The sequence below is a fragment of the Micromonospora sp. SYSU B005 genome (assembly GCF_055362685.1).
This window is the reverse complement of the sequence record NZ_JAXCFU010000025.1, coordinates 22,491-34,156: the sequence shown is the minus strand read 5'-3', so window position 1 is coordinate 34,156 and position 11,666 is coordinate 22,491. Positions and strand designations below refer to the sequence as shown.

The 11,666-nt window shown below is 72.5% G+C and carries 11 protein-coding genes and 1 tRNA gene; 1 reads left to right on the top strand and 11 read right to left on the bottom strand.

The features are described from left to right. Nucleotides 1-56: 56 nt before the first annotated feature. The 9 genes from SM452_RS29305 to ald all read right to left on the bottom strand — a co-directional run bounded on the left by SM452_RS29305 (nucleotide 57) and on the right by ald (nucleotide 8,687). Nucleotides 57-130: transfer RNA gene (locus SM452_RS29305), tRNA-Pro, on the bottom strand. A gap of 140 nt (nucleotides 131-270) precedes the next feature. Continuing rightward, entirely contained in the window at nucleotides 271-1,680 is a 1,410-nt protein-coding gene (gene der / locus SM452_RS29300; protein ID WP_262016067.1) for a ribosome biogenesis GTPase Der, read from the bottom strand. Beyond that, nucleotides 1,677-2,357 carry a (d)CMP kinase gene (gene cmk, locus SM452_RS29295; RefSeq protein WP_262016066.1) on the bottom strand — a complete coding sequence of 227 codons (681 nt, stop codon included), beginning with the start codon at nucleotides 2,355-2,357 and terminating at the stop codon, nucleotides 1,677-1,679. The genes der and cmk overlap by 4 nt, the downstream gene beginning before the upstream one ends. Before the next feature lie 172 nt (nucleotides 2,358-2,529). Further along, complete coding sequence (locus SM452_RS29290) at nucleotides 2,530-3,300, bottom strand: pseudouridine synthase (protein ID WP_194799866.1); 771 nt, start codon at nucleotides 3,298-3,300, stop codon at nucleotides 2,530-2,532. Then, on the bottom strand, nucleotides 3,287-4,285 hold the full coding sequence (gene scpB, locus SM452_RS29285) for an SMC-Scp complex subunit ScpB (protein ID WP_396884333.1): 999 nt from the start codon (nucleotides 4,283-4,285) through the stop codon (nucleotides 3,287-3,289). Before scpB ends, SM452_RS29290 begins: the two co-directional genes overlap by 14 nt. Before the next feature lie 4 nt (nucleotides 4,286-4,289). Beyond that, nucleotides 4,290-5,429: a segregation and condensation protein A gene (locus SM452_RS29280; protein ID WP_463841118.1), complete on the bottom strand. Its 1,140-nt coding sequence runs from the start codon at nucleotides 5,427-5,429 to the stop codon at nucleotides 4,290-4,292. A 41-nt stretch (nucleotides 5,430-5,470) separates the two neighbouring features. After that, a complete protein-coding gene (locus SM452_RS29275) occupies nucleotides 5,471-6,394 on the bottom strand; it encodes a ParA family protein (RefSeq protein WP_013285595.1) in 924 nt (307 codons plus the stop codon). Nucleotides 6,395-6,588: 194 nt separating this feature from the next. Next, nucleotides 6,589-7,560 (bottom strand): site-specific tyrosine recombinase XerD, encoded by a 972-nt coding sequence (locus SM452_RS29270; RefSeq protein ID WP_463841117.1) that lies wholly within the window; start codon nucleotides 7,558-7,560, stop codon nucleotides 6,589-6,591. An 11-nt stretch (nucleotides 7,561-7,571) separates the two neighbouring features. Beyond that, entirely contained in the window at nucleotides 7,572-8,687 is a 1,116-nt protein-coding gene (gene ald, locus SM452_RS29265) for an alanine dehydrogenase (protein WP_030274367.1), read from the bottom strand. A 288-nt stretch (nucleotides 8,688-8,975) separates the two neighbouring features. On the opposite strand from ald, the gene SM452_RS29260 reads away from it, so the two are divergent. Next, nucleotides 8,976-9,227, top strand: coding sequence for a TM2 domain-containing protein (locus SM452_RS29260; protein ID WP_018788825.1), 252 nt, complete (start codon nucleotides 8,976-8,978; stop codon nucleotides 9,225-9,227). Nucleotides 9,228-9,294: 67 nt separating this feature from the next. Here SM452_RS29260 and SM452_RS29255 read toward each other — a convergent pair whose 3' ends face one another. Together SM452_RS29255 and SM452_RS29250 are read right to left on the bottom strand one after the other, a co-directional pair. Continuing rightward, on the bottom strand, nucleotides 9,295-9,900 hold the full coding sequence (locus SM452_RS29255) for an NUDIX domain-containing protein (protein ID WP_463841116.1): 606 nt from the start codon (nucleotides 9,898-9,900) through the stop codon (nucleotides 9,295-9,297). 34 nt (nucleotides 9,901-9,934) lie between these two features. Next, on the bottom strand, nucleotides 9,935-11,665 hold the full coding sequence (locus SM452_RS29250; protein WP_262016061.1) for a CTP synthase: 1,731 nt from the start codon (nucleotides 11,663-11,665) through the stop codon (nucleotides 9,935-9,937). Nucleotide 11,666: the final 1 nt, after the last annotated feature.

Sequence of the window (11,666 nt, the reverse complement as noted above, 5' to 3'; positions counted from 1 at the left end):
ATCGAAGAAAATCAAAGCCCTGACCAGTGTTCCCGCTGGTCAGGGCTTTTTCTTTGTCGGGACGGCCGGATTCGAACCGACGACCCCTTGACCCCCAGTCAAGTGCGCTACCAAGCTGCGCCACGTCCCGATGCCCCCGCCAGGTCTCCCCCGCGGCAGCCGGTACAGCTTAGCGCAGGATCTTCGCACCGTGCGCAGAGGCCCCTCCCGCGCCGCGCGCCACACCCCCTAGAGCATCCTAGGAGGGTGGCGTGCAACAGAGAGCGGACGTCAGCCGTGGGCCTTGCCCCGGCCGCCGGGGCCAAGCTTCTTGCGCGGGCGTACCGAGATCTCGATCGGGCTGCCCTCGTAGCCGAACTCCTCGCGGAGCTTGCGCTCGACGAAGCGCTGGTAGCCGGCGTCCAGCGGCCCGGTGGTGAACAGCACGAACCGCGGCGGCGCCGCCCCGGCCTGGGTGGCGAACAGGATGCGTGGCGCGCGTCCGCCTCGTACCGGGTGCGGGGTGGCCTGGACCAGCGCGGTGAGCCACTGGTTGAGCTGCGCGGTGGGGATGCGCGTCTCCCAGCTTGCGAGCGCCTTGCGCAGCGCGGGCGCGAGCTTGTCGACGGCGCGGCCGGTCTTCGCGGACAGGTTCAGCCGGATCGCCCAGGGGATGCGCCGCAGCTCCCGGTCGATCTCCTTGTCCAGGTAGTAGCGGCGGTCACCGTCGACCAGGTCCCACTTGTTGAAGGCGATGACCAGCGCCCGGCCGGACTCGACGACCATGGTGAGGATCCGCTGGTCCTGCTCGCTGATCACCTCGCTGGAGTCGATCAGCACCACGGCGACCTCGGCCGCCTCGATCGCCGAGGCGGTGCGCAGGCTGGCGTAGTACTCGGTGCCGCTGGCCTTGCCGACCCGCTTGCGCAGGCCTGCGGTGTCGACAAGCTGCCACGTCTCGCCGCCGATCTCGACCAGGCTGTCGACCGGGTCGACTGTGGTGCCAGCCACCGAGTCGACCACCGCCCGCTCCTCGCCGGAGAAGCGGTTGAGCAGGCTGGACTTGCCGACGTTGGGACGGCCGACCAGTGCGACCCGGCGCGGGCCGCGCGGCCGGTTCTCCACGATCTTCGGCGCCTCCGGCAGCGCGTCCAGGATGGCGTCGAGCAGGTCGCCGGAGCCGCGGCCGTGCAGCGCCGAGACCGGGAACGGCTCACCGAGGCCGAGCGACCACAGCGCGGTCGCCTCCATCTCGATGGTGGTGTTGTCGGCCTTGTTCGCGACCAGGATGACCGGCTTCGCGCTGCGGCGCAGCATCTTCACCGCGGCCTCGTCCACGTCGGTCGAGCCGACCATGGCGTCCACCACGAACAGCACCACGTCGGCGGTGACCACCGCGATCTCGGCCTGCGCGGCGATGGCCGCGGCGCGGTCCTTGGCGTCGGGCTCCCAGCCGCCGGTGTCCACCACCGTGAACGCCCGGCCGTTCCACTGCGCGTCGTAGGGCACCCGGTCCCGGGTCACGCCGGGGATGTCCTCCACGACCGCCTGCCGGCGGCCGATGATGCGGTTGACCAGCGTGGACTTGCCGACGTTGGGCCGGCCGACCACTGCCACCACGGGCTGCGGGCCGGTAGGCTCACCGGAGTCGGCCTCCGGCTCGCGCAACTCCACCCAGCCACCGAAATCGTCGTCACTCATGCCACGCCTCGCTCGGTGAGCATGTCCCGCAGGCGCGCCACTACCTCGTCGATGCCCAGCTCGGTGGTGTCCAGCACCACCGCGTCGGGGGCCTGCTGCAGCGGGTTGACCTTGCGGGTCGAGTCGAGCCGGTCCCGGCGGGCCAGGTCGGCGGCGGTCGCCGCGACGTCGGCGGCGTCCTCGGCGCTGCGCCGCTTCGCGCGCGCCGCCTCGGAGGCGGTCAGGTACACCTTCAGGTCCGCGTCCGGCGCGACCACCGAGCCGATGTCCCGGCCTTCGACCACGATCCGGCCCGCGTCGGCGATCACCCGCCGCTGCCGGTCCACCAGCAGCTCGCGTACGGCGGGGACGGCGGCCACCGCGGAGACGGCTCCGGTCACCTCGGCGCCGCGGATCGCGGTGGACACGTCGGTGCCGTCGACTGTCACGGCGTACCCCTGGGGGTCGGTGCCGATGCGGAGGTCGGCCTCGGCGGCGACCTTCGCCACCGACTCGGTGTCGGTGAGTTCCACGCCGGAGCGCAGGACCGCCCAGGTCAACGCCCGGTACATGGCGCCGGTGTCGAGGTAGCGGGCGCCGAGGCCCGTCGCCAGTCGCCGCGACACGGTGGACTTCCCCGAACCGGACGGCCCGTCCACAGCGACCACGCATCGCCCGGCCGGTACGTTTTCCTCCACCGTTGTCCTCCTCAGCCCGTACCTCGCAGGTCGCCCGATATGTCCGGCGCCGTTGAGCGGATGGTTCTGTCGTCAATTCTGCCCGCGCCGCGCGGGCGTCCCGCCGGGCCGGCGTGTGCCGGCCCGCGGACCGCGTCGAAGCCTACCGGGAGCCGTACCCCGATCGTCGGGGTCAGTCACCCACCGCCTTGAACAGGGCGGCGACCTCCGCGTTTGTGAGCCGCCGCATCCGCCCGGTGCGCAGGTCGCCGAGCTTGATCGGCCCGATCGAGGTACGGATCAGACGGGACACCGGGTGTCCCACCTCGGCCATCAGGCGCCGGACGATGTGCTTGCGCCCCTCGTGCAGGGTCAGCTCCACCTGGGCGGATTTACCGAGCGTGTCGACCAGCTTGAACCCGTCGACCTTCACCGGCCCGTCCTCCAGCTCGATGCCGGCGGTCAGCCGCTTGCCCAGGTTGCGCGGGATCGGCCCGGCCACCTCGGCGAGGTAGGTCTTGAGCACCTCGTACGACGGGTGCATGAGCTTGTGGGCGAGGGTGCCGTCGTTGGTGAGCAGGAGCAGGCCCTCGCTGTCGGCGTCCAGTCGCCCGACGTGGTAGACCCGCTGCTCCAGCCGCGCGCCGATGAAGTCGGCGAGCTCGGTGCGGCCCTTCTCGTCGGCCATCGTGGTGACCACCCCGCGCGGCTTGTTCATCGCCACGTAGACCAAGCGGACGTCGGCCTGCAGCCGCTCCCCGTCGACGACGATCACGTCGCGGGTCGGGTCGGCCTTGTCGCCGAGCTGCGCCACCCGCCCGTTCACGGTGACCCGGCGCCGGAAGATCAGGTCTTCACAGGCGCGCCGGGAACCCACCCCCGCGGCGGCGAGCACCTTCTGGAGGCGCTCGGCGCCCTCGTACACGGGGGCGTCGGGCTTCGGGGCACGGTCATCGCGTCGCATCGGCAAGCTCTTCTACGTCGTCGGGAAGGAACGGGGCGAGCGGCGGCAGGTCGTCCACCGAGTTCAGCCCCAGCTTCTCCAGGAACATGGTGGTGGTCCGGTAGAGGTAGGCCCCGCTGTCCGCTTCGGTGCCGCACTCCTCGACCAGGCCGCGACCCACCAGGGTACGGAGCACCCCGTCGCAGTTGACACCCCGGATGGCCGAGATGCGGGAACGGGTCACCGGCTGCCGGTAGGCGACCACGGCGAGGGTCTCCAGCGCGGCCTGGGTCAGCCGCACGGACTGCCCGTCCAGTACGAACCGTTCCACGTACGTCGCGTATTCCGGCCGGGTGTAGAGACGCCAGCCACCCGCCGCCCGGCGCAGGTCGAACCCGTGGCCGGCCGCGGTGTACCCGGCGGCGATCTCGTCGAGCATCGCGCCGACCCGCTCCGGGGCCTGTTCGAGGACCTCGGCCAGGACCAGCTCGCTGACCGGCTGGTCCACCACGAGCAGGATCGCCTCCAGGGCGCCGCGCAGCTCCGCGTCGTCCAGGACCGGCGCGGGCGGCGGTTCCGGCGCCGTCCGCCGCCGTCCGCGCTTCGGGGGTACGCCCCCAGCACCCGCTCCCCCGCTCGCCCGCTGCTCCGCGTCCTGCGCGGCCGCGTCGCCGTCCCGCTCAGCGTGGTGGTCGACGTCCCGCCGGCCGTCGTCGCCGTAGCCGGCGTCGGCCGTCGAGCTTCCACCCGAGATCTTGGTACGGTCCCGCCCCTCAAGGGGCGCCTCCGTACCAAGATCCGTCGTCGCTTCGGCGATCTTGGAAGGATCCGGCCCCTCCCGGGGCCCTTGGCTTCCAAGATCTGTGGGCGGTTCGGGCGCCGAGTCGGCGGTTTCTGCCGAATCAACGCTGTCCGGATCGGGTTTCGGCGCGGACGGGCGCTCCCACGGGGGCACCCAGGCGGCGGCCTGGTCGGCCAGGGAGTCGCGGCGTTCCTCGTCGCTCATCCGTTCACTCCTGCGTTGGTGCGGGTTCGTCCGCCGCGTCGGCGGGCACGGCGGCGTCGGATGCGGCGGCTGCGGCGACGCCGCCCGGCACGGCGGCGCCGGCGGCATCCCCGGCCACCGCGGCATCCGGTGCAGAGGCGACCGGTGCAGCGGCATCCGGTGCACCGGCGACCGGTGCACCGGGGGCATCGGCCGGCGCAGCGTCGGCGGCGCCGGCCGGCGCGGCGGGGGTGGACATGGTCGTGGGTTCGGGGCTGCCGGCGTACTCGTCGACTGTCAGCTCGGCCTCGCCGTCGACCGGGCCGGTCCAGCGGACTGTCAGTTCCTCCAGCGCCTGCTCCTGCACGAACGCCACCAGGCCCTGCCGGTACAGCTCCAGCAGCGCCAGGAACCGGGCCACCACCTCGAGCGTCATCTCGCAGTCGGCGCAGAGCAGCGAGAACGTGGCGATCCCGGCGCGGCGCAGCCGGTCGGCGATGATGCCGGCGTGTTCCCGGACGCTGACCCGGACCATGTGCACGTGCGCGATGGAGACCTCGGGCACCGGCTTCGGGCTCATCGCCCTGACCGCGAGCGTGCGCAGCCGCTCCGGACCGATGCCGAGCACCAGGTCGGGCAGCGCCTCGGCGTACCGCGGTTCGAGGGTGACCGCCCGCGGGTAGCGCCGGCCGCCGACCGCCTCCAGCTCGGCGATGTGCGCGGCGGCCTCCTTGTACGCCTTGTACTGCAGCAGCCGGGCGAACAGCAGGTCCCGCGCCTCCAGCAGCGCCAGGTCCTCCTCGTCCTCGACCTCGGCCGAGGGCAGCAGCCGGGCCGCCTTCAGGTCCAGCAGCGTGGCGGCGACGAGCAGGAACTCGCTCGTCTCGTCCAGGTCCCACTGGTCGCCCATGGCGCGCAGGTACGCGATGAACTCGTCGGTGACCTTGTGCAGCGCGACCTCGGTGACGTCCAGCTTGTGCTTGCTGATCAGCTGGAGCAGCAGGTCGAACGGGCCGGTGAAGTTGTCCAGCCGGACCGTGAAGCCACTCGTCTGCTCGCCGGTGCCCGGGTCGGCGGGCACCACACCGTCGACCTCGGCGGCCAGCTCCGCGGCGACGGCGGGGTCGCCGGGGCCGTGCGGCGGGTCGAGGGGCGGTGCGGTCACCGGGAAACCGTAGACGACGCGGCGGGCGGCCGGCGTGCGCCCTACCGGTCCGCCTGGGCGGCGATGACCTCCCGGGCGAGCTGCCGGTAGTTGCGCGCGCCGGAGGAGGCCGGGTCGAGGGTGGTGATCGGGGCACCGGCCACCGTGGACTCGGGGAACTTCACCGTCTTGGTGATGACGGTCTGGTAGACCTTGTCGCCGAACGCCTCGACCACCCGCTGCAGCACCTGGCGGCAGTGGGTGGTGCGGCTGTCGTACATGGTGGCGAGGATGCCTTCGAGTTCCAGGTCGAAGTTGAGCCGCTCGCGCACCTTGTCGATGGTGTCCAGCAGCAGCGCGACACCGCGCAGGCTGAAGAACTCGCACTCCAGCGGGATGAGCACGCCGTGCGCGACGGTGAGCGCGTTGATCGCCAGCAGGCCCAGCGAGGGCTGGCAGTCGATCAGGATGAAGTCGTACTCCTTGCGGATGGTCCGCAGCACCCGCGCCAGGGCCATCTCGCGGGCGACCTCGTTCACCAGCTGGATCTCGGCGGCGGAGAGGTCGATGTTCGCGGGCAGCAGGTGCAGGCCGGCCACGTCGGTCTTGATGAGGACGTCCTCGGCGGTGACGTCGTCCTGCATCAGCAGGTTGTAGACCGACAGGTCCAGGTTGTGCGGGTTGACGCCCAGCCCGACGGAGAGGGCGCCCTGCGGGTCGAAGTCGACGAGCAGCACCTTGCGGCCGTACTCGGCCAGGGCCGCGCCCAGGTTGATGGTCGTCGTGGTCTTGCCGACGCCACCCTTCTGGTTGGCCATCGCGATGATCCGCGCGGGGCCGTGCCGGTCGGTCGGCATGGGTTCGGGGATCGGCTTGCGCATGGTGTACGCGGCCGGGTCGGCGGGGCCGAGATCGGCACCGAGCGTCGCCTGCTGCTCACGGAGCTCCGACGTCCAGGTCTCGGCACGGTCACCGTTTCCTGCCATGTCCTCGTTGCCCCCTCCCGACGACCACCCGGCGTCGGAGCCGTCCGACGTCCCTCGCGGCGCCGCTGCGCACCCCCGGTCCGTCGCACCTGGAGGCCCGCGCCGATGCCGACTGTACGCCACCGGCCAGCAGCGCGTTCGGTAGCGGGTCGGCGTGTCGGCCGCCCGTCAGCCGGGGCTCGCCACGTCGGCGCTCAGCGGGCGCGCGGATGCGCCGTCGCGTACACCTCGCGCAGCCGCTCCACCGTCACCAGCGTGTAGACCTGGGTGGTGGTCACCGAGGCGTGGCCGAGGAGTTCCTGCACCACGCGTACGTCCGCGCCGCCGTCGAGCAGGTGGGTGGCGTACGAGTGGCGCAGCGTGTGCGGCGAGACCGCGTCGGGACCGTCGACCGGCAGGCCGGCACGTGCGGCGGCGGTACGCAGCACCGCCCAGGCGCCCTGCCGGGTGAGCGGGCCGCCACGCGCGTTCACGAACACCGCGTGGGTGCCGCGCCCGGCGGCGAGCAGCGCCGGGCGGCCCCGGACCAGCCAGGCGCGCAGCGCGTCGGCCGCGTACCCGCCGACCGGGACCAGCCGGGTCCGGCCGCCCTTGCCGCGCAGCAGCGCGGCACCGGCGTCCAGGTCCAGATCGTCGACGGCGGCGCCGACCGCCTCGGAGATGCGCGCGCCGGTGCCGTACAGGAATTCCAGCAGCGCCCGGTCGCGCAGCGCGCGGGCGGCGGCGTCGCCGGTGGCGCCGGGCAGGTCGGCGGCCTCCAGCAGCCGCAGGACCGCGTCGACGGGCAGCGCGCGGGGCAGCCGGCGCGGCGGCGCGGCCGGGCGGACGTCGCGGCTGGGGTCGGCGCCGGCGAGGCCCTCACGCAACGCGAAGCGGTGCAGGCCGCGTACCGCGCTGGCCGCGCGGGCGGCGGAGGAGACGGCGAGCGGCGGGTGGTCGTCGTCGCCGGCGCGCAGCCGGGCCAGGTGGGCCTCGACCTGCGCGGGCCCGGCTGCGGCCAGGTCGTCCACCCCGGCGGCGGCCAGTGTGGCGAGGTAGCGGTCCAGATCGCGGCGGTACGAGGCGAGCGTGTTCGCGGACAGCCCGCGTTCGACGGTGAGGTGGTCCAGATAGGTCCGGACCGCACGGCGCAGGGCCGGCGCGGGTTCCGCGCCGGCCGCGCGCACGGCGGCGTCGGTCAGCTCAGCACCTCGTCCAGCGGCAGCACGTCCATGCCGTGCGCCTCGGCGACCGGGCCGTAGACGACCTTGCCGGCGTGGGTGTTCAGACCGAGGGCCAGCGCCGGGTCGTTGCGCAGCGCCTGCTGCCAGCCCTGGTTCGCCAGTTCGAGGGCGTACGGCAGGGTCACGTTCGTCAGCGCGTAGGTGCTGGTGTTCGGCACCGCGCCGGGCATGTTCGCCACGCAGTAGAAGATCGAGTCGTGGACCTTGTAGACCGGGTCGGCGTGCGTGGTCGGGCGCGAGTCCTCGAAGCAGCCGCCCTGGTCGATGGCGATGTCGACGAGCACGCTGCCCGGCTTCATCCGGGAGACCAGCTCGTTGGAGATGAGCTTCGGGGCCTTCGCGCCGGGCACCAGCACCGCGCCGATGACCAGGTCCGCGTCGAGCACGGCCCGCTCGATCTCGTACGCGTTGGAGGCGACGGTCTGCAGGTGGCCCCGGTAGATGGCGTCGGCGGAGCGCAGCCGGGCCACGTTCTTGTCGAGCAGCAGCACCTCGGACTGCAGGCCGAGCGCGATGGCGGCGGCGTTCAGGCCGGACACGCCCGCGCCGATGACCACGGTCTTCGCGGCGTACACACCGGAGACGCCGCCGGGCAGCACGCCCCGACCGCCACCGGTACGCATCATGTAGAAGGCGCCCACCTGCGGGGCGAGGCGGCCGGCCACCTCGGACATCGGGGCCAGCAGCGGCAGCGAGCGGTCGGGCAGCTCGACCGTCTCGTACGCGATGCCGGTGACCTTCCGGTCGACCAGCGCGTCGGTGCACTCGCGGGACGCGGCCAGGTGCAGGTAGGTGAACAGCACCTGCCCCTCGCGCATCCGGTGGTACTCCTCGGCGATCGGCTCCTTGACCTTCAGCACCAGATCGGCGGTGTCCCACACCTCGTCGGCGGTGGCCAGGATCTTCGCGCCGGCGGCGGCGAACTCGTCGTCGGTGATGCTGGAGCCGACTCCGGCGCCTGCCTCCACGAAGACCTCGTGGCCGTGGCGGGTGAACTCGTTGACGCCGGCGGGCGTGATCGCCACCCGGTACTCGTGGTTCTTGACCTCGCGGGGGATTCCGACCTTCACGATGCAGACACCTTCCTCCGGGGCGGCTCACCCCCGACTGCGCGGCCGCGCCGGCTCCGTTGCCGGCGTGGTCCTCCTGTCCCGCCGGCGGCAGTCTAGGCCCGTGGGAAGCCCACGGACGGCGACACTGTGACATCCGGTGCCCGCTGGTGCTGACGGTGTGTCAGGCATGCCTCGGACTGCCCGGTGGAGACGCCATCCGCCGAGAGGACAAAGTTCGATGACATCTTCCCACCGGCTGGGTGGCGAGGCCGACAGGACGTGGACCGATCACTATTGTGTCCGCTCATGACCACTCCTTATCAGCAGTACCCGCAGGGCGTCTCGGACAAGAGCAAGGTCGTCGCGGGTGTACTCGGCATCGTGCTCGGCTTCTTCGGCGCCGGGCGGTTCTACATGGGCGACACCAAGACCGGCGTCCTCCAGCTCGTGGTGAGCGTCGTGACCTGTGGCTTCGGCGCGCTCTGGGGCACCATCGACGGCATCCTGATCCTGGTCAACGGTGGCGTCGACGGGCAGGGCCGCCCGCTGCGCGACTGAGCGCCGGCACACGAAAGGGGCCGCGCGGTGCGTCGCACCGCGCGGCCCCTTCGTCGTCCGTCCCGGATCAGCGCGGTAGCGGCGTCTCCGGGCGGCGCAGCTCGGTGAAGCCGGTGTCGCGGGCGCGGGCGGCGGCGAGCAGACCGGCCACGCAGGACGCGTTGGTGATCTCGCCGGCCAGCACCATCCGTACCGCCTCGTCCAGGTCCACGCGGACCACCTGGAGGTCGGCCTCCTCGTCGTGCCGGTCGTGCCGCTGGTCGGCCGGCACGTCGGCCAGGTCACGGGCCAGGAAGACCCGGACCACCTCGTCGGCGAAGCCGGGCGAGCTGTGCAGGTCGACGAGCACGTCGACGCGCCCGGCGGTCAGGTCCGCCTCCTCGGCCAGCTCCCGCAGCGCGGCGGCGGCCAGGTCCTCGCCGCCGACGTCCATCAGCCCGGCGGGCAGCTCCCACAGGTGCCGGCCGACCGGGTGCCGGTACTGGCGGATCAGCACCACCTGACCGGCGTCGTCGAGCGCCACCACGGCGACCGCGCCGACGTGCCGCACGTAGTCGCGGGTCGCGCTGCCGCCGCCGGGCATGGTGACGTCGTCGCTGACCACGGAGAAGATCCGGCCGGACCAGATGTCCCGGCGGCCGGTCACCTCGTACCGGTGCTCGACGCCGCTCACGCCGCCGCCCCGCCCGCTCGCGCGGACCGGCCGCTCACTTCGCCGAGGCCTTCGCGCCACCGCTGCGGCCGGCCTTCTTCGACGCGCCGTCCAGGTCCACCGGCAGCTGGTCGGCCTGCGAGTACGCCACGGCGGCGCCGACGAACGCGGCGAACAGCGGGTGCGGCCGGGTGGGCCGGCTCTTGAGCTCCGGGTGCGCCTGGGTGGCCACGAAGAAGGGGTGCAGGTTGCGGTCCAGCTCGACGAACTCGACCAGCCGCCCGTCCGGCGACGTGCCGGAGATGGTCAGGCCGGCCTTGGTGAGCTGGTCGCGGTAGGCGTTGTTCACCTCGTACCGGTGCCGGTGCCGCTCGCTGACCTCGGTGCTGCCGTACGCCTCGGCGACGATCGAACCCTCGGCCAGCTTCGCCGGGTACGCGCCGAGCCGCATGGTGCCGCCCAGGTCGCCGCGCCCGGCGACGATGTCCTCCTGGTCGGCCATGGTGGCGATGACCGGGTGCACGGCCTCCTCGTCGAACTCCAGGGAGTTCGCCCCGTCGAGGTTGGCCAGGTGCCGGGCCACCTCGATGGTCATGCACTGCAGGCCGAGGCAGAGGCCCAGCAGCGGGATGCCGTTCTCCCGCGCGTACCGGGCGGTGCCGACCTTGCCCTCGATGCCGCGGACGCCGAAGCCGCCGGGGATCACGATGCCGTCGACGCCGGACAGCGCGGCGGCGGCACCCGCCGGGGTCACGCAGTCGTCGCTGGGCACCCACTTGAGCTGCACCCGGGCGCGGTGGCCGAACCCGGCCGCCCGGATCGCCTCGCTGACCGACAGGTACGCGTCGGGCAGGTCGACGTACTTGCCGACGAGCGCGACGGTGATCGTGTGCCGGGGCTGGTGCACCCGCTCCAGCAGGTCGTCCCAGCGGGTCCAGTCCACGTCGCGGAACGACAGGCCGAGCCGGCGCACCACGTACGCGTCGAGGCCCTCGCGGTGCAGCACCTTGGGGATGTCGTAGATGCTCGGCGCGTCCGGCGCGGCGGTGACCGCCTCCCGGTCGACGTCGCAGTACAGCGACAGCTTCTCCTTGACCTTCTCCGGGATCTCCCGGTCGCAGCGCAGCACCAGTGCGTCGGGCTGGATGCCGATGCTGCGCAGCTGCGCCACCGAGTGCTGGGTCGGCTTGGTCTTCAGCTCGCCCGACGGCGCCAGGTACGGCACCAGCGACACGTGCAGGTAGAAGCAGTTGTCCCGGCCCAGGTCGTGGCGGATCTGCCGGATCGACTCCAGGAACGGCAGCGACTCGATGTCGCCGACCGTGCCGCCGACCTCGGTGATCACCACGTCGGGCACCTGGCCGTCGGCGTCCGGGTCGGCCATGCCGCGGATGCGGGCCTTGATCTCGTTGGTGATGTGCGGGATGACCTGCACCGTGTCGCCGAGGTATTCCCCGCGCCGCTCCTTGGCGATCACCGCCGAGTAGATCTGGCCGGTGGTGACGTTCGCCTTGCCGGAGAGGTCCCGGTCGAGGAACCGCTCGTAGTGCCCGACGTCGAGGTCGGTCTCGGCGCCGTCCTCGGTGACGAAGACCTCGCCGTGCTGGAACGGGTTCATCGTCCCGGGGTCGACGTTCAGGTACGGGTCGAGCTTCTGCATCACCACGCGCAGTCCGCGCGCGGTCAGCAGACTCCCGAGGCTGGAGGCGGTGAGGCCCTTACCCAGCGAGGAGGCGACGCCCCCGGTGACGAAAATGTGCCTGGTCGTCCGTGCTGTAGGGGCCAAG

Bases quoted from the DNA above. Each gene is read 5' to 3' on its own strand.
- SM452_RS29260 (WP_018788825.1), top strand. From the start codon at position 8,976: ATGACCACTCCTTATCAGCAGTACCCGCAGGGCGTCTCGGACAAGAGC.
- SM452_RS29275 (WP_013285595.1), bottom strand. From the start codon at position 6,394: ATGGCAGGAAACGGTGACCGTGCCGAGACCTGGACGTCGGAGCTCCGT.
- SM452_RS29290 (WP_194799866.1), bottom strand. From the start codon at position 3,300: ATGCGACGCGATGACCGTGCCCCGAAGCCCGACGCCCCCGTGTACGAG.
- scpB (WP_396884333.1), bottom strand. From the start codon at position 4,285: ATGAGCGACGAGGAACGCCGCGACTCCCTGGCCGACCAGGCCGCCGCC.
- der (WP_262016067.1), bottom strand. From the start codon at position 1,680: ATGAGTGACGACGATTTCGGTGGCTGGGTGGAGTTGCGCGAGCCGGAG.